Annotated in this window: 20 protein-coding genes; 5 read left to right on the forward strand and 15 right to left on the reverse strand. The window is 71.5% G+C overall.

The genetic code is table 11. The features are described 5' to 3' along the window. Positions 1 to 77: 77 nt before the first annotated feature. Positions 78 to 1,154 carry an aspartate-semialdehyde dehydrogenase gene (locus tag B1H29_RS17175; RefSeq protein WP_055418710.1) on the reverse strand — a complete coding sequence of 359 codons (1,077 nt, stop codon included), beginning with the start codon at positions 1,152 to 1,154 and terminating at the stop codon, positions 78 to 80. Continuing rightward, entirely contained in the window at positions 1,154 to 2,431 is a 1,278-nt protein-coding gene (locus tag B1H29_RS17180; RefSeq protein WP_055418711.1) for an aspartate kinase, read from the reverse strand. Before B1H29_RS17180 ends, B1H29_RS17175 begins: the two co-directional genes overlap by 1 nt. A gap of 303 nt (positions 2,432 to 2,734) precedes the next feature. Here B1H29_RS17180 and B1H29_RS17185 point away from each other — a divergent pair, with 303 nt between their 5' ends. Then, complete coding sequence (locus tag B1H29_RS17185) at positions 2,735 to 4,924, forward strand: FG-GAP repeat domain-containing protein (protein ID WP_055418712.1); 2,190 nt, start codon at positions 2,735 to 2,737, stop codon at positions 4,922 to 4,924. A 229-nt stretch (positions 4,925 to 5,153) separates the two neighbouring features. On the opposite strand, the gene B1H29_RS38145 is transcribed toward B1H29_RS17185, so the two are convergent. From B1H29_RS38145 to B1H29_RS17215, 5 genes are all read right to left on the reverse strand, one after another. Then, positions 5,154 to 6,179, reverse strand: coding sequence for a hypothetical protein (locus B1H29_RS38145; protein ID WP_055418713.1), 1,026 nt, complete (start codon positions 6,177 to 6,179; stop codon positions 5,154 to 5,156). Between the two features lie 284 nt (positions 6,180 to 6,463). Next, positions 6,464 to 6,649, reverse strand: coding sequence for a DUF397 domain-containing protein (locus B1H29_RS17200; RefSeq protein WP_055418714.1), 186 nt, complete (start codon positions 6,647 to 6,649; stop codon positions 6,464 to 6,466). A gap of 394 nt (positions 6,650 to 7,043) precedes the next feature. Further along, positions 7,044 to 7,703: a DUF5063 domain-containing protein gene (locus B1H29_RS17205; protein WP_055418715.1), complete on the reverse strand. Its 660-nt coding sequence runs from the start codon at positions 7,701 to 7,703 to the stop codon at positions 7,044 to 7,046. Beyond that, complete coding sequence (recR, locus tag B1H29_RS17210) at positions 7,696 to 8,295, reverse strand: recombination mediator RecR (RefSeq protein WP_055418716.1); 600 nt, start codon at positions 8,293 to 8,295, stop codon at positions 7,696 to 7,698. The genes B1H29_RS17205 and recR overlap by 8 nt, the downstream gene beginning before the upstream one ends. Positions 8,296 to 8,368: 73 nt before the next feature. After that, positions 8,369 to 8,716: a YbaB/EbfC family nucleoid-associated protein gene (locus B1H29_RS17215; protein ID WP_079160280.1), complete on the reverse strand. Its 348-nt coding sequence runs from the start codon at positions 8,714 to 8,716 to the stop codon at positions 8,369 to 8,371. A 262-nt stretch (positions 8,717 to 8,978) separates the two neighbouring features. Between B1H29_RS17215 and B1H29_RS17220 the strand changes: the two genes are divergently transcribed. Next, positions 8,979 to 9,734: an SLATT domain-containing protein gene (locus B1H29_RS17220; protein WP_055418718.1), complete on the forward strand. Its 756-nt coding sequence runs from the start codon at positions 8,979 to 8,981 to the stop codon at positions 9,732 to 9,734. Between the two features lie 197 nt (positions 9,735 to 9,931). Here the strand turns inward: B1H29_RS17220 and B1H29_RS17225 are convergent, their stop codons facing one another. The 3 genes from B1H29_RS17225 to B1H29_RS17235 form a co-directional block, all read right to left on the reverse strand. Then, a complete protein-coding gene (locus tag B1H29_RS17225; protein ID WP_055418719.1) occupies positions 9,932 to 11,983 on the reverse strand; it encodes a serine/threonine-protein kinase in 2,052 nt (683 codons plus the stop codon). Between the two features lie 89 nt (positions 11,984 to 12,072). Further along, entirely contained in the window at positions 12,073 to 12,558 is a 486-nt protein-coding gene (locus tag B1H29_RS17230) for a MarR family winged helix-turn-helix transcriptional regulator (protein WP_055418720.1), read from the reverse strand. Next, positions 12,555 to 13,190 carry a type 1 glutamine amidotransferase family protein gene (locus B1H29_RS17235; protein ID WP_055418721.1) on the reverse strand — a complete coding sequence of 212 codons (636 nt, stop codon included), beginning with the start codon at positions 13,188 to 13,190 and terminating at the stop codon, positions 12,555 to 12,557. Before B1H29_RS17235 ends, B1H29_RS17230 begins: the two co-directional genes overlap by 4 nt. A 189-nt stretch (positions 13,191 to 13,379) precedes the next feature. On the opposite strand from B1H29_RS17235, the gene B1H29_RS17240 reads away from it, so the two are divergent. From B1H29_RS17240 to B1H29_RS17250, 3 genes are all read left to right on the forward strand, one after another. Beyond that, the gene (locus tag B1H29_RS17240; RefSeq protein WP_055418722.1) at positions 13,380 to 14,735 is read left to right on the forward strand and encodes an aspartate aminotransferase family protein; all 1,356 of its coding nucleotides are present in this window, start codon (positions 13,380 to 13,382) and stop codon (positions 14,733 to 14,735) included. Positions 14,736 to 14,872: 137 nt separating this feature from the next. Then, positions 14,873 to 15,574 carry a GntR family transcriptional regulator gene (locus tag B1H29_RS17245; protein WP_055418723.1) on the forward strand — a complete coding sequence of 234 codons (702 nt, stop codon included), beginning with the start codon at positions 14,873 to 14,875 and terminating at the stop codon, positions 15,572 to 15,574. Positions 15,575 to 15,718: 144 nt separating this feature from the next. Beyond that, complete coding sequence (locus B1H29_RS17250; protein ID WP_055418724.1) at positions 15,719 to 16,369, forward strand: hypothetical protein; 651 nt, start codon at positions 15,719 to 15,721, stop codon at positions 16,367 to 16,369. Between the two features lie 73 nt (positions 16,370 to 16,442). On the opposite strand, the gene B1H29_RS17255 is transcribed toward B1H29_RS17250, so the two are convergent. The 5 genes from B1H29_RS17255 to B1H29_RS17275 all read right to left on the reverse strand — a co-directional run bounded on the left by B1H29_RS17255 (position 16,443) and on the right by B1H29_RS17275 (position 20,007). After that, complete coding sequence (locus tag B1H29_RS17255; RefSeq protein ID WP_055419008.1) at positions 16,443 to 16,733, reverse strand: hypothetical protein; 291 nt, start codon at positions 16,731 to 16,733, stop codon at positions 16,443 to 16,445. Positions 16,734 to 16,771: 38 nt separating this feature from the next. Further along, positions 16,772 to 17,650 (reverse strand): sigma-70 family RNA polymerase sigma factor, encoded by an 879-nt coding sequence (locus B1H29_RS17260; protein WP_055418725.1) that lies wholly within the window; start codon positions 17,648 to 17,650, stop codon positions 16,772 to 16,774. A 142-nt stretch (positions 17,651 to 17,792) separates the two neighbouring features. Next, positions 17,793 to 18,017, reverse strand: coding sequence for a hypothetical protein (locus B1H29_RS17265; protein WP_055418726.1), 225 nt, complete (start codon positions 18,015 to 18,017; stop codon positions 17,793 to 17,795). A gap of 55 nt (positions 18,018 to 18,072) precedes the next feature. Continuing rightward, positions 18,073 to 18,594, reverse strand: a complete 522-nt coding sequence (locus tag B1H29_RS17270) for a DUF3515 family protein (protein ID WP_055418727.1) — start codon at positions 18,592 to 18,594, stop codon at positions 18,073 to 18,075. 129 nt (positions 18,595 to 18,723) lie between these two features. Continuing rightward, positions 18,724 to 20,007: an adenylosuccinate synthase gene (locus B1H29_RS17275; RefSeq protein ID WP_055418728.1), complete on the reverse strand. Its 1,284-nt coding sequence runs from the start codon at positions 20,005 to 20,007 to the stop codon at positions 18,724 to 18,726. Positions 20,008 to 20,185 lie beyond the last annotated feature (178 nt).

Below are 20,185 nucleotides of genomic sequence, written 5' to 3' on the forward strand. Positions count from 1 at the left end.
TTCCGGATCACATCTCGCCCATGGATCCTACGAACGAAGCCCACAGCGGCCAGGGATCACGCCGAACTGATCCCTGTTCAGCCGAACTCGGCCGCCACCAGCTCCGCGATCTGCGCGGTGTTCAGCGCGGCCCCCTTGCGCAGGTTGTCCCCGCAGACGAAGAGTTCGAGCGCCGTCGGATCGTCCAGGGCCCGCCGCACCCGGCCGACCCAGGTCGGGTCGGTGCCGACCACGTCGGCGGGGGTCGGGAACTCCCCCGCGGCCGGGTTGTCGAAGAGGACGACGCCCGGCGCGGTGGCCAGGATCTCCCGGGCCCCCTCGACGGTGACCTCGCCCTCGAAGCGGGCGTGCACGGTCAGCGAGTGCGTCGTGACCACCGGCACCCGTACGCACGTCACGGCGACGGGGAGATGCGCCAGCCCGAGGATCTTGCGGGACTCGTCCCGCACCTTCATCTCCTCCGACGACCAGCCGTCCTCGCGCGGCGACCCGGCCCACGGTACGACGTTCAGCGCGACCGGCTCCGAGAACGGACCGGTGTCGTCGCCGACGGCCCGCCGCACGTCACCGGGGCTGGTCCCCAGCTCGGTGCCGGCCACCAGGGAGAGCTGCCGGCGCAGCGTCTCCACGCCGTCCCGCCCGGCACCGCTCACCGCCTGGTACGAGGAGACGACCAGCTCGCGCAGCCCGAACTCGGCGTGCAGCGCGCCCAGCGCCACGATCATGGACAGCGTCGTGCAGTTCGGGTTGGCGACGATGCCGCGCGGCCGCATCCGCACCGTGTGCGGATTGACCTCGGGCACCACGAGCGGCACGTCCGGGTCCATCCGGAACGCGCCGGAGTTGTCGACCACCACCACGCCCTTGGCGGCGGCGACCGGCGCCCACTGCGCGGCGACCTCGTCGGGTACGTCGAACATGGCGACGTCGACCCCGTCGAAGGCCTCCTCGGTGAGCGCCACCACCTCGACCTCCTCACCCCGCACGGCCAGCTTGCGGCCGGCCGAGCGCGGCGAGGCGATCAGGCGGATGTCGCCCCAGACGTCCGCGTGCTGGGACAGGATCTGGAGCATGACCGAGCCGACGACGCCGGTCGCTCCCACGACGGCCAGGGTCGGCCGTCCGGTGCGCCCGGCGCCTTTGATGTCGGACATCAGCGCCCGGTGCCTCCGTAGACCACGGCCTCGTCACTGTCGGAGTCCAGCCCGAAGGCGGTGTGCACGGCGCGGACGGCCTCGTTCACGTCGTCCTTGCGGGTGACGACCGAGATGCGGATCTCGGAGGTCGAGATGAGCTCGATGTTCACCCCGGCGTCGGACAGCGCGGTGAAGAAGTCGGCGGTGACGCCCGGGTTGCTCTTCATCCCCGCGCCGACCAGCGAGATCTTGCCGATCTGGTCGTCGTAGCGCAGCGAGTCGAAGCCGATGCCCGCGCGGTTCTTCTCCAGCGCGTCGATGGCCTTGCGGCCCTCGGTCTTCGGCAGGGTGAAGGAGATGTCCGTCAGGCCGGTGGAGGCGGCGGACACGTTCTGCACGACCATGTCGATGTTGACCTGGGCGTCGGCGATCGCGCGGAAGATCGCCGCCGCCTCGCCCGGCTTGTCCGGCACACCGACGACCGTGACCTTGGCCTCGGAGGTGTCGTGCGCGACACCGGAGATCATGGCCTGCTCCACGTGCTTTTCCCCTTGCTTGATCGGCTCGCTGCTGACCCACGTGCCCTGCAGTCCGCTGAAGCTGGACCGGACGTGGATCGGGATGTTGTACCGGCGGGCGTACTCCACACAGCGGTGGAGGAGCACCTTGGAACCGGAGGCCGCGAGCTCCAGCATGTCCTCGAAGGAGATCCAGTCGATCTTCTTCGCCTTCTTCACCACGCGCGGGTCGGCGGTGAACACGCCGTCGACGTCGGTGTAGATCTCGCAGACGTCCGCGTCGAGCGCGGCGGCGAGGGCGACGGCCGTGGTGTCGGACCCGCCGCGCCCCAGTGTGGTGATGTCCTTGCTGTCCTGGCTGACGCCCTGGAAGCCGGCCACGATGGCGACGTTGCCCTCGTCCACCGAGGTCTTGATGCGACCCGGCGTCACGTCGATGATCCGGGCCTTGTTGTGGACCGAGTCGGTGATGACTCCGGCCTGGCTGCCGGTGAACGACTGCGCCTCGTGGCCCAGGTTTTTGATCGCCATGGCCAGCAGCGCCATGGAGATGCGCTCTCCGGCGGTCAGCAGCATGTCGAGTTCCCGTCCGGCAGGGATCGGGGACACCTGCTCGGCGAGATCGATCAGCTCGTCCGTCGTGTCGCCCATCGCGGAAACGACGGCGACCACCTGGTTGCCGTTCTTCTTCGCTTCCACGATCCGCTTGGCGACGCGCTTGATGCCTTCGGCATCGGCTACGGAGGAGCCTCCGTACTTCTGCACGACAAGGCCCACGTGCGCTCCTCGCTCAATCCGTCTCTTTCCGCACGTACGTATATGTACTGCGGTCGGCTCATTTTACCGAGCGTCCGGTTTTCCCCCCTGCGGTATCGCATGGTGAGACCCGGGTACTCGCTCAGGCTGGCTCATGCCCAGGAGGGCGCGGGTCACTCGGAAAAGTGCGGTGTGTCACACGTTCACAAGTGTCTTTTCGTTCCGTAAAGCCCGCACGCGCGGGGAGCACAACCCTTGGGGCGGGTGGTGAGTCTGAGGGCTGCGGCGCGCCGGTGCGCCGCGCTCCGGGGAGGGATCACCACCTTGTCTCACGTACGTCCGTCCAGACGACGGCTCGCGGCCGCCGTCACCGCTGTTCTCACCGTCACCGCCGGTCTGATCTGCGCGACCGGACCCGCGAAGGCCGCGTCTCCGGCGCCGGACTCCACGACGACACTCCAGGTGGCGTCCGAGCCCGTTGTTCCGTTTCCGGCCGATCAGGAGCTCGTCGGCGTCACCGCGTCCGGCTACCTGGTCAGGGACGGGTCTCTGAGCAACAAATCCTGGGTGCGGGCCTCGGACGGGGCTCTGATCAAGCTGGGTCACGACCCCGTACTGTCCACCGGGCGGGGAGACCTGGTCGCACTGCTCGGCGCCGACGAGATCGAAGTGCGGGACCTGGCCACCGACCGGTCCGTGTTCACCGTCCCCCGACCGGCCGACGATGTCGACTACGCGGGCGCCGTGGGCGAGGCCGTCTTCACCACGAACAGGGACGTACCGGCCGGTTCCGAACTGTGGATGCACACCGCGGACGGCGCGACGGTAGCGGTGGCCGGTCTCCCGGACGGCGCGCGCAACTACGGCGTCACGAACAGCTCGTCAACGGACGCTCTGGTCAGGTATACGACCGGCGCCTCGGACCGGCATCTGGGCCTGATGGACGTCACCACCGGAACCGTGACGGAGCCCGACCTCTGGGACGCGACCGCCGAGAACGGCGACGTCGCTCTCTCCCCGACCCATGTCGCCTGGGTCGAGCGCGACGGTGGACGGACCAGTGTGGTGGTCCGCGCCCGCGGTACCGGCGAGACCCGACGAGTCCCGGTGGGTGACGCCTCACCCTCGGACTACGAGATCGGCCTCCAGGGTGACTACCTGACCTACGGCAAGAAGGGCGGCCTCACCGCCGACACGGTGGATCCGCTGCACGCCCTCACCGCCTACAACCTCAAGGACGGAGCGACCGCCAAGCTCCTAGACCACGTCATCTCGGCCTACGCGTCTCCTTCCGGCGCTCTCTACGTCCGCGGCGGCACGGTCGCACAGGGCGAGGGGATCTACCGCGTCGCCCCCGGCCCGGACGGCGCCGCCCCGACCGCGACCCTCGTCGCGAGCACCGGCGAGCCGACCGAGCTCACCCTCAGCCGGTACAACATCCTCCCGGTGATCGACCTCAGCTACGGCACTGCCGCGTCCATGGTCTGGAACCTGTCGCGGGGGAACGCCGAGATGAAGGTGACCCTGCGGCACGACCGCACCGGAAAGACCGCCGAGTTCACCCTGGGGCCCCGGCGGTCATGGAGGTTCTCCATCGCCTGGACGGGCGACCTCGACCGAGGTTCCCTGAGCGCCTACAACGGCGACTACACGTGGGAGGTCTCGGCCCGGCCGCTCAACGGCATCGGCCCGGTACTGACCCGGACCGGCACCTTCGAGGTGGTCCGCTCGCGGGCCACCCCGCACGACTTCAACGACAACGGCAGCCCGGATCTCCTGGCGCGCGACTCCTCCGGTCACCTGTGGCGCGAGGACTCGCACTTCTCCAGCGAAGGCGGACTGAACCGTACGGGTACCGGCAGCGTCCTCGTCGGCGGCGGCTGGAACGTCTACGACCGGATCGAAGCAGCCGCCAACCTCGGCGGCGCCCGGACCGGCGACCTGGTCGCCCGCGACGAGAGCGGCGTGCTCTGGCTCTACCTCGGCAAGGGCGACGGCACCTTCGCCGGCCGCAGCCGGATCGGCGGCGGCTGGAACGTCTACGACAAGATCGCCGCGGGCAGCGACATCACCGCGGACGGCAAGGCCGACCTCCTGGCCACCGACAAGAGCGGCGTCCTGTGGCTCTACCGGGGCACCGGCAACTGGCGTGCCCCCTTCGCGAGCCGTACCCGGGTCGGCGGCGGCTGGGGGATCTACGACCAGCTCACCGCGATCGGCGGCGCCACGAGCGGCCACCTGGTCGCCCGTGACAAGGCCGGCGTCCTGTGGCTCTACCGAGGCATGGGCGACGGCACCTTCGCCACCCGCACCCGCGTCGGCGGCGGCTGGGGTGCCTACCGGGAAACCGTCGGTATCGGCGACGCCAACCAGGACGGGCGGACCGACCTGTTCGCCTACGCGAACGGCACGAGGTACTTCTACGCGGGCACCGGCGACTGGCATGCTCCCTTCGCCGCCCGCGAGGTCTCCACCCTGTTTCCGGCCGGGAAGAACATCACGTCGGTGTCCTGACCGGCCCGGCCCGGGGCTCGCCGCCCCGGGCCGAGCTTCACAGGCGCGCCGAAAGGCCGCTTCTCCGCAAGCCGGTAGCGGCCGTTCTCCGGTTGGCCGAACACGACGACGGAGCGGTTGTCCGGTCGATGAGGAGATAGACCGGACATATCGGTCCGGTGCTCGTCCCCAGGGCTCATGGCGTCGCCTCCTCGACACCACGGCGCCCCGACCGGCGCCTCCTGCACGCTCACAGCGCCCGCTCCGTCCTCGGCCGCAGGCCGCCCGCCGCGCGCACCTCCGCCGCGCGGCGGGGGACGTCCACCCACTCGTACACGGCGTGGGCGTCGGGGTCGGCCAGGAACGTGTCCGGCACGTACCCGGCGTCCAGTTCCCCGGCCTCCTCTGCGGCCACGGCCGCTTCGTACTCGGCGCGGCAGTCCGGGCACATACCGCCCTCGATCGTCGTCGTCAGCTCGTCCGCGTCGCAGGACATGCAGCAGATGACCGCACGGGTCACGCGGGCCCGGCGCGGCGCGGCCTTCTGGCGGATCTTCGCCTTCTTGGGGGGCATCTTGTTCTCCAGTCGGTTGCGGGCGAGACCGCCCGGGTTGTTCACGGATGCGGGAAGGCTTTCGGTCACCGCGCGGGTGATGTCCTGGGGTGTCGCACCGCGCGACAGCCACTCCCCCGCCAGCGACGCGAGGGACCGGCAGTCGGATTCGGACAGGGACATGCGGGGGTCCGCGTCGCGGATTCCGGCGAGGGTGAGGTACGACGTCCCGGCCTCGGAACCGGAGCCGGAGCCGGACCCGGAGCCGGAGCCGGAGCCGGAACCGGAACCGGGTTGCGCGTCGGCCTCCGGCTCGGGCAGCTCGGGCTCGTCGGTGCGGGCGAGTCCGGGTCGGTGGTCGGCGGGCACGATCCGGCCGTTCCGCTCCCGCGCGAACTCCTTCCACCAGGCTTCCGACCTGCGCGTACGCGACCAGTAGGTCCGCGTGACCCACCGCATGGTGTTGTCCTCGACGGTGATGTGTTCCCTGACCCAGCGCAGGTGGCCGGCCGCGGCGAGGCGATTGAGAGACGTACGCATCGCCTGCTGGCCGTAGCGGGGGTGCTGCGCCGCGAGCACCTTGCAGCCCATCGCGTGGCCGTCGTCGAGGTGGTCGATGAAGACGGCGACCTCTGCCTCACGTGGGCTCAGGTGTGCGAAGTCCGGGTCCGCGTGCGGGTCTTCGTCACCTGCGGGGCGTTTTCCGTAGCCCGGATTGGCCATGGGGTGGGACGGGGACGGCAGGGCGGGATTAGGGTTGGCGTAAGCCACGGGCGAACCTGTCTTTCGTTCCGTAGGTCAGGCCCCGGATTGGTGTTGGCGCACCGCCGGGGCCGACTCATTTGCTGGTCGTTTGCCGCGAACCTAGAGCGGCTTTACACAGCGGCGCAAGCTGATCACGGAACGTCACCCGTACGAGGTACGACGCCTCAACTCACGTGCAGCCTTGGTTGGTTGGGTATTTCAACCAGACCAGAAAACCAGAGGAAGGGCTCGAATCCCGAGGCTCAAGCTCCGGGCTGAACTGCGGCGATGAATGCCGACCAGGCCGGGGCGGAGACGCGGAGTTCGGAACCGGTGGGCGCCGTCTTGGAGTCGCGGATGTGGATGGTGGGGGTGAGGGCGACCTCGACGCAGGCGGCTCCTTCGTCGTCGCTGTAACTGGACTTGAACCACGTCGGCTGGTCAGTCATGGGGATCCGCCATCTCTTCGATGAACCGGGCCGACTGCACACTGACGAACTGGCTCTCTGTATAGGCGCAGAGCCGCCTCATAGACGGTGAAGGCGACAGCCACCGGTGGCTTGGGGCACGGACCGTCACCTACGTCGGCATTCCGGCGCTGGAGGGGAACACCTGGCCGCTGCGGTGGTACAGCGGGCCGACGGCGACAGCGCCGTACGTAAGCGGAGCGAGACTGCGTGCCGCGCTGGGACGCGGCGCCGCCTGACCGCTCCGTGGAGGCGTGAACAATTCACCCCCCACTGTCCTCGCAGCACTCATCTGAGCGCCCCGATGACACTCCCTTGCCATCTGCTCACGCTTTTCAGCAGAGGCCCCTTCCCCAGCCCGCAGGGACGCAGCGCGTCAGGTGACGGGCCGCAGGCCCAGCGGACCCGCGATCTCCTGCACCATGACGCGGCCCGCCTCCGTCTCCAGGGCGTCGTCGCCGAGGCCTTGGTCGGTGTCCAGGCCGTCCAGCTCCTCCAGGGGCTGGTTCAGGCGGACGTGGGCGACGACCGACTGCAACGCCCGCAGCGTCGCGGAGGCGGTGGAGCCCCAGTTGGAGAAGTAGGAGAACTGCCACCACCACAGGGCCTCCGTGGTGCGGCCCGCCTTGTAGTGGACCATGCCGTGGCGCAGGTCGGTGATGACGTCGGTGAGGTCGTCGGAGATACGGGCCGGGACCGGGGCCTTGCGCGGCTCGTAGGGGTCGAAGACCTCGGAGTAGACGTCGATCGGGTCGAGGATGCGGGCGAGGTTCTCGCGCAGGTCGTCCACGTCGAGTTCCGGGCCCGGGTCGGGCTCGTAGCGCTCGTCGGGGACGATGTCCTCGTGGGCGCCCAGGCGGCCGCCGGCCAGCATGAGCTGGGAGACCTCCAGGAGGAGGAAGGGCACCGCCGAGTCCGGTTCGTCGCCCTTGGCGACCTCGGTGACGGCGACCAGGAAGCTCTCGATCTGGTCGGCGATCTGGACGGCGAAGTCGTCGGGGTTCTGGTTCGTCGCGTGCAGCGTGGCGTCAGACATCTAGGAGTCGTCTCCCCTCGAAGGCGCGGCCGAGGGTCACCTCGTCCGCGTATTCCAGGTCGCCGCCCACCGGGAGGCCGCTGGCCAGGCGGGTGACCTTGAGGCCCATGGGCTTGATCATGCGGGCGAGGTACGTGGCCGTGGCCTCGCCCTCAAGATTCGGGTCCGTGGCCAGGATCAGTTCCGTGACGGTGCCGTCCGCGAGGCGGGCGAGCAGTTCACGGATGCGGAGGTCGTCGGGGCCGACTCCGTCGATCGGGCTGATCGCGCCGCCGAGCACGTGGTACTGCCCGCGGAACTCGCGGGTGCGCTCGATGGCCACGACGTCCTTCGGTTCCTCCACCACGCAGATCACCGCCGGGTCGCGGCGCGGGTCGCGGCAGATGTTGCACTGCTCCTCCTGCGCGACGTTTCCGCAGGTCGCGCAGAAGCGGACCTTGGCCTTCACTTCCATGAGGGCCTGGGCGAGCCGCCGTACGTCGGTCGGTTCCGCCTGGAGGATGTGGAAGGCGATCCGCTGCGCGCTCTTGGGACCGACGCCGGGCAGCCGCCCGAGTTCGTCGATGAGGTCCTGGACCACGCCTTCGTACAACGGACTGCCGTCCTTCCTGAGGTTCCTGCACTACGTACGGTAGAGGGCTTCGGCCGGTCTGAGAAAGGCGAACTCAGAAAGGCAGGCCGGGGATGCCGGTGCCACCGCCGCCCATGCCCTGGGCGAGCGGGCCCAGCTTCTGCTGCTGGAGGGCCTGCGCGTTCTCGTTGGCCGCCTGGACCGCGGCGACGACCAGGTCGGCCAGGGTCTCGGTGTCCTCCGGGTCCACCGCCTTCGGGTCGATCACGAGGCCGCGCAGCTCACCGGAGCCGGTGACGGTGGCCTTCACCAGGCCCCCGCCCGCCTGCCCGTCGACCTCGGTCCTCGCCAGTTCCTCCTGGGCCTGGGCGAGGTCCTGCTGCATCTTCTGGGCCTGCTGAAGCAACTGCTGCATGTTGGGCTGGCCACCACCGGGGATCACGTTCAGCTCCTGTCTCCGCTGTCACCGCGGGGTCGCCGCGGGTTTTGCCGTTCGGCACGAGCCTACGTGGTCCGCGCGGCCCCCGCTCCAGCACTCTTTCGAGTGATATCGAGGGGGCCCTATACCTGATCAACGCCCTCTTCCGGGCGGAAAAGTGGCGGAACCCGAGGTTCCGCCACCCATTGGGCGGTAGGAAGGTGGTGGCGCATGAGGTCTTCAGGTCTTCAGGTCTTCATGGACGGTGAGCAGTAGGGAGTGCCGGGTGGGTCAGCCGGAGATGCAGCCCGAGAGGCCGCCGCACGACGGGCGGGGCGGTGAGGACGCGGCCGGGCCGCGTCCGGGTGACCTCACGGGCCGGGCGTTTCCGCTCGGGGACTGGGCGCTGCCCGCGGAGCGGCTGGACGAGTTGTACCGGTGGGTGGAGCGGGGCGCGCTGGACACGGCGGCCTGGTACCTGGCGGACCGGGTGCGGAAGCGGCGGGGCGCCGTGACGCTGCGGGGCGGGGCCGCGGCGGGGGCGGTCGCCGGGGCGGCGCTGCCGCTGCTCGACATGTCGGGAATGGTGGGCGGGGCCGCGCCCTGGGGATATCTGGCGCTGCTGTTCGGGGTGGCGTGTGTGGCCGGGGACCGGTACTTCGGGGTCACGGCCGGGTGGATGCGGGACCTCGCCACGGCGCAGGCGGTGCAGCGGCGGCTGCAGGTGCTCCAGTTCGACTGGGCGTCGGAGAGCGTGCGCGAGGTGCTGGGGCCGGCGGACGGCACGGCGAGCGAGGCGGCCGAGCGGTGCCTGCTGGTGCTGCGGCGGTTCTCGGAGGACGTGACGGAGCTGGTGCGGGCGGAGACGGCGGACTGGATGGTGGATTTCCGGACCGGGTCGGCGCCCTTGGGGTTGCAGTCGGTGTTCGGGGGCGGCGTGCGGTCGGAAGCGGGGGCGGTGGGAGTCGCGGGGCGGTTCTCGGCGTCGGCGAACGGTGCCCGGCCCAACATGCCTCGCCAGCGGCCGCCGGAGCCACGGTGACCGGTCCGGCGTTTTGCCGGTGACCGGCGTGGGTGCGGGCGGGGACGGCTGCCGGTGGCACGGGCGCAGGCCGACGCCGCGGAATGCCAGCCCCGAACGGGGCGCCCGCCCAACACCCGCTCGACCACCCACAGCGGCAACAGCGGCAGCAGCAGCAGCGGCTACTGAGGCTGCGGCTGCGGCGGCGGCGGTTACGGCTACTGGCGTCGGTACGTCAGCGTCTCGCCGGTGCTCGTGTTGGTGCGTTCCAGGGCGCCGTTCGGCAGCACGGTGACCTGGGTCGGTTCGCCCGGGGTGCAGGTGCTGGACGGGCCCACCGTGACCGTGGAGGGTCCGAGGCTCAGGGGGCCGTCGGAGTCCGGGGCGTTGGAGAGGTCGGCCTCGAAGACGCAGTGGTAGGTGCCGTTGCCGGCGGGGCCGTCGGCGACGAGGGACAGGACCGTGTCGCCCACCTCGCCCTGCTGGATGGTCAGCTCCCTGGTGTGGACGCCGGAGGCGTTGTCGATGGTCGTGGCCCACGTGCCCAGGTACGCCGTCGGGATCGTGCCGTCCTGCACCGTCGGAGAGGTGGTCGGCTGCTCGACGCCGGTCGTCGGCGTCGAGCCGTCCGCACCGGGGCCCGGGTTCCGGGACGCGCCGGCCGTCGCCGTGTTCGTGGGGTCGTCGCCGGCCCGGTCGCTGCCGTCGTCCCCGCTCATCAGGGCGTAGACCGAGCCTCCGGCGCCCAGCGCCACGATCAGCGCGACCACGATCAGCAGCGCGGTGGAGCGGTCTCTCCGGGGCGGTTCGTGCGGCGGGCCGTACGACGGCGGGGGCCCGTAGGGCGGGGTCGGGCCCAGGCCGCCGCCGTACGGGTGGTAGCCGGGCGGCACGCTGTAGGCGGCCGGGGCGTAACCGTGGACGGGCGGCTGCTGACCCTGCTGAGGGTGGTGGGGCTGCTGGGGGTGCTGAGGGTGGCCGTAGGCGGGCGGGGGTGTCGGAGGGCCCTGACCCGCGACCAGTGTGGGCAGGTGGTCCAGCGGGGCGCCGCCGCCCGGCGCGCGCGGTGGCGGCGGACCCTCCGGCGGCGCGGAGGACGCGGCCTGGCTCGGATCCGCGTCGGGGCTGTCCGGCTTCGGGGTGTCCGGCTGTGAGGTGTCCGGCTTCGGGGCGTCCGGCTGCAGGGCGACGCCCTCGGCCCCTCCCGCCCCTCCGGCCCCTCCCGCCCCTCCGGCCGCTCCCGGCACTCCCGGCGTCTCCGGGGCCTCCGGGGCCTCCGGGGCCTCCGGGGCCTCCGGGGCCTCCGGGGCCTCCGGGGCCTCCGGAGTCTCCGTGTCCAGCAGCCGTACCGCGTGCCGACCGAGCTGGGCCACCAGCGCGCTGGGCAGCCAGGGGTCGCGGGAGCGGCCCTCGGCGACCGTGTCCTGCGCGCCCGTGCGCTCCAGGACCTCGGCGAGCGCGGGACGTGCGGCGGGGTCCTTCTTCAGGCAGTCGCGCACGAGGTCGGCGATGCCCTCGGGCACGCCGTCCAGGTCGGGTTCCTCCTGCGCGATGCGGAACATCAGGGCGTGCACGCCGCTGTTGGCGGTACCGAAGGGCAGTTGGCCGGTGGCGGCGTAGGCGAGGACGGAACCGAGGCAGAAGACGTCGCACGCGGGCGTGACGCGGTCGCCGCGCACCTGCTCGGGCGCCATGAAACCGGGCGAACCGACGAGCGCGCCGGTGCGGGTGAGACCGCCGTCGGTCACCGTCTGCAGGGCCCGCGCGATGCCGAAGTCGATGACCCGGGGGCCGTCGATGGTGACGAGCACGTTGGACGGCTTGAGGTCGCGGTGCACGATCCCGGCGGCGTGGATGTCCTGGAGCGCGTGGGCGAGCCCGGCCGCCAGGGTCCGTACCGAGCGCTCCGGCAGGGCGCCGTGGTCGTGGCCGACGACCTGCTGGAGGCTGGGGCCGGCGACGTACCCGGTGGCGACCCACGGCACGGCGGCCTCGGTGTCGGCGTCCAGCACGGGCGCCGTCCAGTACCCGCCGACCCGCCGCGCGGACTCGACCTCCTGCCGGAACCGCTCCCGGAACTCCTCCTGCGCCGCCAGCTCCTCGCGCACCACCTTGACGGCGACCGTGCGACCGCGGTCCGAGCGGGCCAGATAGACGTGGCCCATACCTCCCGCGCCGAGCCGCCCCAGCAGCCGGTAGGCACCGATACTCCCCCGGTGCTGAGCGCCTGGAGGGCCCTCCGTCGGGCCCCCGCCTCCGAGCTTCTCCATGTGTCGCGCCGCCTTCCCCCGCACGTGAACCCACGTGGGCAACAGACCGAGGATAGTGCGGGGCGGCCGTGCGGTGAGCCGGTCCCGTTCTACGGTTCCGTAACGGCCGGGCCGTCCGCGCCGGACGCTCCGCCGAGCCCGCCCAGCACCTCCGACAGGCGTTCGAGGGCCGCGACCGCATCCGCCAGCTCGGCCTCCGACCCGTACGCCTTCGCCAGCCGGCCGGCGAACGCGGCGTGCCCGGGGTCGACGCGGGAGACGGCGGCGAGACCCGCCTCGGTCGGTGCGAGGAGCTTGGCGCGTCGGTGGGCCGGGTTGGGGCGGTACTCGGCGAGGCCGCGCTCCACCAGCAGGTCGGCGACGCGCTGCACGCTCTGCCGGGTGATGCCCATCGCCCGTGCGACGCCGGAGACGGGCAGCGGCTCGCGCAGCACCGCGCCGAGCACCTGCCACCAGGCGGCGGTGAGTCCGGCGGGGCGCGCCAGTTCCTCGGCGACCGCGAGGAACTGGCCGTTGAGCCGGAAGACACCGAGCGCGGCGCGGCTGAGCAGGTCCTGCCGGTCCCGGCCGCTCACGCGGCGCCCGCCTTCTCCAGTACGGCGTACGCCTGCGGGTCGGAGTCGTGGAACAGCCGGTACCAGGCATCCAGCACCTCGCCCTGGTACGCGCCGAGCAGCCCGAGGATCTCGCGGGCGAAGGCGACCGGTTCGGTGGGACCCGCGGTGATCAGATTGCCGTCGGTGACCGCGTCGGCGTCCACGTACCGCTCGCCGCCCGCGTAGCCGGTGGCCGCCAGGTAGAAGGAGACGGCACTGGTGTGCGCGCGGTCGTCGAGCAGGCCCTCGCGGGCCAGCCCGGCGGTGGCGCCGCAGATGGCGGCGACCGGCACGCCGGCGTCCAGGAAGGCGCGGGCGGTGCGGGCGAAGGGGGCGAGGTCGTCCGAGCCCGCCGCGGCAGCGGCTGCTGTACCGGTCCAGAGGTCGGCGCCCGGGAGGATCAGGAGCGAGCTGTCCTCGGGGCGCAGGTCGGCGAGGGCCAGGTCGGGCTGGACGCGCAGGCCGCCGATGCTCGTGACGGGGGCGGTGGTGGGGCCGACGGTGCGGACCGGGTACCCGGCGCGGGCGAGGTGGGCCGTCGCGTGACCGGTCTCCCAGTCGGCCAGGGTGTCGTACACGGCGAGATGGACGGGCTTGCGGGTGCCGTTCATGACTCCTCCAGCGGGTGCGCGGGACCTTATGACAGAAGACTGTCAGGTAGGCAGAATGCTGTCAATGCTGGGGCGCGCCCCGCAGGGGTCCGTGAGGCCCGGCGCGTCGACAACCTGTCGTGGAAAGCCCCCGACCGCAGACAGGACGCCGATTCCGTTTCCGCATCGCGGACATCTACCCTCGGCCGCATGACCCCTCAGCCCAACCCCCAGGCCGGCGCCGCCGTGAAGGCCGCGGACCGTGCGCACGTCTTCCACTCCTGGTCCGCGCAGGAGCTCATCGACCCGCTCGCCGTCGCCGGCGCCGAGGGGTCGTACTTCTGGGACTACGAAGGCAAGCGCTACCTCGACCTCTCCAGCGGGCTCGTCTACACCAACATCGGCTACCAGCACCCCAAGGTCGTCGCCGCGATCCAGGAGCAGGCGGCGAAGCTGACGACCTTCGCGCCCGCGTTCGCCGTCGAGGCGCGCTCGGAGGCGGCGCGGCTGATCGCCGAGCGGACGCCCGGCGACCTGGACAAGATCTTCTTCACCAACGGCGGCGCGGACGCCGTGGAGCACGCCGTGCGCATGGCGCGGCTGCACACCGGGCGCCCGAAGGTGCTGTCGGCGTACCGCTCCTACCACGGCGGCACCCAGCAGGCGATCAACCTCACCGGCGACCCGCGCCGCTGGGCCTCGGACAGCGGCACCGCCGGCGCCGTGCACTTCTGGGCGCCCTTCCTGTACCGCTCGCGCTTCTACGCCGAGACCGAGGAGCAGGAGTGCGCCCGGGCGCTGGAGCACCTGGAGACGACGATCGCCTTCGAGGGCCCGGGAACCGTCGCCGCGATCATCCTGGAGACGATCCCGGGCACGGCGGGGATCATGATGCCCCCGGCCGGTTACCTGGCCGGGGTCCGCGAGATCTGCGACAAGTACGGGATCGTGTTCGTCCTGGACGAGGTCATGGCCGGGTTCGGGCGGACCGGCACGTGGTTCGCGGCCGACCTGTACGACGTGGTGCCCGACCTGATGACCTTCGCCAAGGGCGTGAACTCGGGCTACGTCCCGCTGGGCGGCGTCGCGATCTCCGGGAGGATCGCCGAGACGTTCGCCGAGCGCCCCTACCCCGGTGGGCTGACCTACTCCGGGCACCCGCTGGCCTGCGCCGCCGCCGTCGCCACGATCAACGTGATGGAGGAGGAGGGCATCGTCGAGCACGCCGCCCGGCTCGGTGCCGAGGTCGTCGAGCCGGCGCTGCGGGAGCTGGCCGAGCGCCACCCGAGCGTGGGCGACGTGCGCGGCACCGGCGTGTTCTGGGCACTGGAGCTGGTGAAGAACCGGGAGACCCGGGAGCCGCTGGTGCCGTACAACGCGACCGGACAGGCGGCCACCCCGATGAACGCCTTCGCCGCCTCCGCCAAGAGTCACGGCGTGTGGCCGTTCGTGAACATGAACCGCACCCACGTGGTGCCGCCGTGCAACGTCTCCGAGGCCGAACTGAAGGAGGGCTTGGCGGCCCTGGACACGGCACTGTCCGTGGCGGACGAGTACACCGAGTAGGGCCCTGCCCGTATACGGGCAGGGAAGGGAACCGAGCGCGTAAGGTGGCGTGCTCGTACACGTGGACATGTGTACGAGCACGCCACAGGCACGTGTGCGTGCACACCCCCCGGACGCGACGAGGAGACCGCCCGACCATGCCCGGCCCCAGCGGCACCGGTGCCGTCACCCGCAGCACCCTGCGGCAGCAGATCGCCGACGCGCTCCGCGACGAGGTGCTGGCCGGGCGGCTCCAGCCGGGGCAGGAGTTCACGGTCAAGGAGATCGCCGAGCAGTACGGGGTGTCCGCGACGCCGGTGCGCGAGGCCCTGGTCGACCTCTCCGCACAGGGGCTCCTCGACGCCGACCACCACCGCGGCTTCCGCGTGCACGAGTACTCGGTCGACGACTTCCGCGGCATGATCGAGGCCCGCAGCCTCGTCACGGACGGGATGTTCCTCGTCCTCATCGACGACCGCCGGGGCGGTCCGGACCCCGAGGACCCGCGGATCCTCGCCGCCCTCGCGGGGGTCCGCCGGCGCGGTGAGGAGGCACAGCGCGCCGCCGCGGCCGGCGACCTGACCATCCTCATCGGCTACGACCTGCGGTACTGGCGCGAGCTGGCCGTCCTGTTCGGCAACCCCTACCTCTCCGACTTCCTGCACCGGCTGCGCGTGCAGAGCTGGGTGTGCACGGTGCAGCACCTGCGCCGGCTCAGCGATCTGCGCGGCGCGCTGTGGTGCGGGCACACCGAACTGGTCGACGCCCTCGCCCGCCGCGACGCCCAGGGCGCGCGCTCGCTCGTCGAGGCGTACAACGCCCACTCGCTCGCCCTCATCGAGCGGCTCGCCCGGCAGTGACCGGGGATGACCAACGGCCGACGTGTCGTGGTCCGGCCCCAGGTGGGTATGGGACCTGCACGCGACACGCACCGACGACGCACCCGACAACGCACCGACTACGCTTCCCTTCGCTGACCACCGTGCTGTGTGAGGAGCCCTCTTTTGGCCTGTGACCTGTGGCTGGTACCGCTCGTCGACGTCTTGTGCCACACGCCGGACAACCCGTTCGCCGAGGAACTCGCGCAATACGACAAGGTGCTGGCCGAGGCCGGGCTGCCGCCGGTGCCGGTGTACCAGTACATGCCGGGGCTCTCCGGCGAGGTCGCCCCGGTGGCCGGCTTCGACTACGACGCGCTGCACTTCCTGCGCCGCGCGCACCTGCTCCAGGTGTGCGGGCTGCCGGTGACGCCGGTGGACGAACTCGGCGGCGACTACGAGCAGTTGCTGGAGATGTTCGAGACGACGGCCCAGCAGTCGCACCTGGTCTGGCACTACGACCACGCGGGCGCCTACGTCCCCGTCGACTTCCCGCACCCGCTCTCCAGCGACGAACTCCTCGCGGGCGGCGGCCCTCTGGGCTCCTCGAACACCCTCCTGCGGGAACTGGAGGCCGTCGCCCCGGCGCTCGGTATCGATCCGGCCAACCCCCCGCCTCCGCCGCAGCCGCCGCTCGCGCCGACGGAACTGGAGGAGCCGGCCGTGCCCGCGCCGTACGACGCCAGCCCCTTCGCCCGCGAGCGCCATGTGTGGCTGGGCCTGCACGCCGCGGCCACGCGCAGCCTGGCGCAGGGGTCGATGATCGTCTTCAGTTGACCCCACCCTGCCGGTCGCCGACGGGCGGTCGGCGGTCGGCCGGTCAGCGGTCGGCCGGTCAGCGGTCGGCCGGTCAGCGGAGCTGGGAGAGGCCCTTCGCCAGGTCTTCGCCGTTCATGATCGGGCAGACCTCGACCTCGGCGTTCATCTCGGTGAAGAACGGCTCGCCGAGCCGCGGCATCTCCGAGCTGTCCCGCATGTCCAGGACGAGCAGAGCCGTCCGTCGACCGCCGAGGGCGCCGAAGTAGGCGGCCTCCGGCTTGATGTGGTCGAGCGTCTCCCTCATCATGTCCGCCATCTTGCCGCTGCGGACGAGCTCGTTCGACTTCTCCGTGTCCAGCGTGGCCTTCAGCAGCACGCGCATCGCACTCACCTTCTCCTGCCGACGCGACGTGTACAGCATCAGCTTATGCCCGTGATGTTCAGTTTGTTCAGGCGTTCCGGCTCCGCGATCACATCGATGCCGGCAATGAGACCGTCGTCCGCGAAGGTGAAGCGGAGCACCACGCGCAGCCGGCCGTTCTCGGCCATCGCCATGCCCACCCGGCCGTCGACCAGGACGACACCGGCGGACCTGGCCCGGCCCATCGAAACCATCGCTCCCCTGGCCACCCGCTCCACGCCGGCGACGGCGACGGGCTCGGGCGTCGGAACGACCGCCGCGTCGGCACGCAGGACGACGTCGGGGTGGAGCAGGGAGACCAGCGCGTCGAAGTCGCCGCCGCGGGTGGCCGCCAGATAGGCGTCGACCGCGCGGCGCCTGCGGGGCAGGTCCGCGTCGGGTACGGGGACGCCCCGGACCCGGCGGCGGGCGCGGCTGGCCAACTGGCGGGTGGCCGCGGGGGTCTTGCCGAGCATCGCGGCGATGTCGTCGAAGGGCACGTCGAACATGTCGTGCAGGACGAAGGCGAGCCGCTCGGCGGGGCCCAGGGTGTCCAGGACGATCAGCAGCGCGACGCCGACCTCGTCGGCGAGTTGCGCCTCCTCGGCCGGATCGGCGGACCCCCCGGACCCGGTGGCCACGGCGGCGGCCGGTCCCCGGTCCGCGGAGTCGTCCAGCGGCTGCTCACGACGCGTGTCCCGGGCGCGGAGCATGTTCAGGCAGACCCGGGCCACGACCGTGGTGAGCCAGCCGGAGGGGTTCTCCACCCCGGAGGTGTCCGCGCGGTGGGCGCGCAGCCAGGCGTCCTGGAGGGCGTCGTCGGCCTCACCCAGGGAGCCGAGGATGCGGTACGCGACCGCCCGCAGCCGGGGCCGCTCCAGCTCGAACCGCCGTGCCATCGCGTCGGATCGGCCACGGGGCCGGTCAGGGGATCGTCCGGGCACCGTACGGCTTCCTTCCGCGTCCTCGGTCCCACGGGCCGGGAGCCGCCCGGGGTCACCCAAGTGAACCACCCCGGCGGCTCGGCGCTCCCGGGGGCGCTCACCGCACCAGGCGGATTCCCGGCGGCCACAGCACACCGTCGGCCAGCAGCAGGGACGGCCCCAGGTGCACGGGGCACACCCACAGCGGTGCCCTCAGATGCCGGGCGACCTCGAAGCGGGCGGGGTCGCCGCAGTCGCCCGGTCCGCTCTCGCCGCCGTACGGGCCCCCGCAGGAAGCGGTGCGGTCCCGGCCGGCCAGGCCCCCGTTCTCACGGTCGGTCATGTCCCCGATCCGACAACAGGCGCCCCGCCGGCGCCCGGCGGAGGGGGCCGAACGGCTACACGACGTCGGCGTCCTCGAGGCCGACGCACTTCCTCTCCTGCGGGATCCACTTCACGGCGGGGTCCAGCGCGGCGAGGATGCCGCCCACTTCCTCGCGCGGACCGGTGTACGTCAGTTCCACGGCCGGTGAGCGGCCGTACGTCCGCAGGACGCTCACGCCGTCGCGCCCCAGCCGCTCCTCGTTCAGCACCCAGTCGACGCCGTCGGCCGTGACGCAGAGGTTGATGTTCGGCGGCAGTTCGTCGGCGCCGCAGCGGAACACCGCCTTCTGGCCGCCCCAGGAGGCGACGCCGTCGCCGAGGGCCCAGTCGCGCGACGCGCCGGGTATGTCGTCCGGAAGGCGGGAGACCACCTTGTCGCACTTGGGGTCGTCGGCGTGCGGGGCGGCCGAGACGCGGTGGCCGTCGACGTAGAGGAGGCCGCCGGTCACGGCGACGACCGCCACGACCAGCCAGATCCACATCCGCAGGGTGGGCTTTCCGCGCAGACCGACGGGCAGGGGGTTACCGATCCGCATGTTCCGCTCGCTCCGCGCTGTCCGTCCACTGCTGGCACCGGCCAGCGTATCCGCCGGCCGAAAGCCGCTGGCCGGGGCCCCGAGCGGGCCCCGGCCAGCGGCGTTGGACGGGCGTCTTCAGCGGTCGTCCTACAGGAACGAGTTGATCTCGATCGTCTCGTCCCGGCCCGGACCGACACCGATCGCGGAGATCGGGGCGCCGGACATCTCCTCCAGCGCCTTGACGTACGCCTGGGCGTTCTTCGGCAGCTCGGAGAAGGACTTCGCCTTGCTGATGTCCTCGCTCCAGCCCGGCAGCATCTCGTAGACCGGCTTCGCGTGGTGGAAGTCGGACTGCGAGTACGGCAGCTCCTCGACGCGCTTGCCGTCGATCTCGTACGCCACGCAGACCGGGATCTGCTCCCAGCCGGTGAGGACGTCGAGCTTGGTGAGGAAGAAGTCGGTGAGGCCGTTGACGCGGGTCGCGTAACGGGCGATCACCGCGTCGAACCAGCCGCAGCGGCGGTCGCGGCCGGTGGTGACGCCGCGCTCGCCGCCGATGCGGCGCAGGGCCTCGCCGTCCTCGTCGAACAGCTCGGTCGGGAAGGGGCCGGCGCCGACACGGGTCGTGTACGCCTTGAGGATGCCGATGACCCGGCTGATCTTCGTCGGGCCCACGCCGGCGCCGGTGCAGGCGCCGCCCGCGGTCGGGTTCGACGAGGTGACGAAGGGGTACGTGCCGTGATCGATGTCGAGCAGCGTGCCCTGGCCGCCCTCGAAGAGGACCACCTTGTCGTCGTCGAGCGCCTGGTTGAGGACCAGGACGGTGTCGGCGACGTACGGCGCGAGCTTGTCCGCGTAGCCCAGCAGCTCCTCGACCACCTGGCCGACGGCGATCGCGCGCCGGTTGTAGAGCTTGGTGAGCATCTGGTTCTTGGCGTCGAGCGCCGCCTCGACCTTCTGGGTGAGGATCGACTCGTCGTAGAGGTCCTGGACGCGGATGCCCACACGGTTGATCTTGTCGGCGTAGGTCGGGCCGATGCCGCGGCCGGTGGTGCCGATCTTGCGCTTGCCGAGGAAGCGTTCCGTCACCTTGTCGACGGTCACGTTGTACGGCGTGATGATGTGCGCGTTTCCGCTGATCAGGAGCTTGGACGTGTCGACGCCGCGCTCGTTCAGCCCGCTCAGCTCGGAGAACAGGACCGACGGGTCGACAACGACACCGTTACCGATGACCGGCGTACAGCCGGGAGACAGGATTCCGGAAGGGAGCAGGTGGAGGGCGTACTTCTGGTCGCCCACGACTACCGTGTGGCCGGCGTTGTTGCCGCCCTGGTAGCGCACCACATAGTCGACGGAACCACCGAGCAGGTCCGTCGCCTTTCCCTTGCCTTCGTCACCCCACTGAGCACCGAGCAGCACAAGTGCGGGCACGCGCGTACACCCCTTCCGGGCGGGGCATGTCCAAGGTCGAGGGCGTACGCGGTGGGTTTCCGCCACGTACACCGCGACCGTCGTTGGCCGCCAACCGTCGGACCGGATGCCCCGGAATAGACGAAGCCCCTGGCGCAATAGCGCAAGGGGCTCTTGCACAAAGATGCTACCCGAGGAA

Origin of the sequence: Streptomyces pactum, assembly GCF_002005225.1 — a bacterium.
GTDB lineage: Bacteria > Actinomycetota > Actinomycetes > Streptomycetales > Streptomycetaceae > Streptomyces > Streptomyces pactum_A.

Coding starts and splice junctions, on each gene's coding strand:
- B1H29_RS17175 (WP_055418710.1), bottom strand. CDS start 1,154: ATGTCCGACATCAAAGGCGCCGGGCGCACCGGACGGCCGACCCTGGCC.
- B1H29_RS38145 (WP_055418713.1), bottom strand. CDS start 6,179: ATGGCCAATCCGGGCTACGGAAAACGCCCCGCAGGTGACGAAGACCCG.
- B1H29_RS17200 (WP_055418714.1), bottom strand. CDS start 6,649: ATGACTGACCAGCCGACGTGGTTCAAGTCCAGTTACAGCGACGACGAA.
- B1H29_RS17205 (WP_055418715.1), bottom strand. CDS start 7,703: ATGTCTGACGCCACGCTGCACGCGACGAACCAGAACCCCGACGACTTC.
- B1H29_RS17225 (WP_055418719.1), bottom strand. CDS start 11,983: ATGGAGAAGCTCGGAGGCGGGGGCCCGACGGAGGGCCCTCCAGGCGCT.
- B1H29_RS17235 (WP_055418721.1), bottom strand. CDS start 13,190: ATGAACGGCACCCGCAAGCCCGTCCATCTCGCCGTGTACGACACCCTG.
- B1H29_RS17240 (WP_055418722.1), top strand. CDS start 13,380: ATGACCCCTCAGCCCAACCCCCAGGCCGGCGCCGCCGTGAAGGCCGCG.
- B1H29_RS17245 (WP_055418723.1), top strand. CDS start 14,873: ATGCCCGGCCCCAGCGGCACCGGTGCCGTCACCCGCAGCACCCTGCGG.
- B1H29_RS17255 (WP_055419008.1), bottom strand. CDS start 16,733: ATGCGCGTGCTGCTGAAGGCCACGCTGGACACGGAGAAGTCGAACGAG.
- B1H29_RS17260 (WP_055418725.1), bottom strand. CDS start 17,650: ATGGCACGGCGGTTCGAGCTGGAGCGGCCCCGGCTGCGGGCGGTCGCG.
- B1H29_RS17265 (WP_055418726.1), bottom strand. CDS start 18,017: ATGACCGACCGTGAGAACGGGGGCCTGGCCGGCCGGGACCGCACCGCT.
- B1H29_RS17270 (WP_055418727.1), bottom strand. CDS start 18,594: ATGCGGATCGGTAACCCCCTGCCCGTCGGTCTGCGCGGAAAGCCCACC.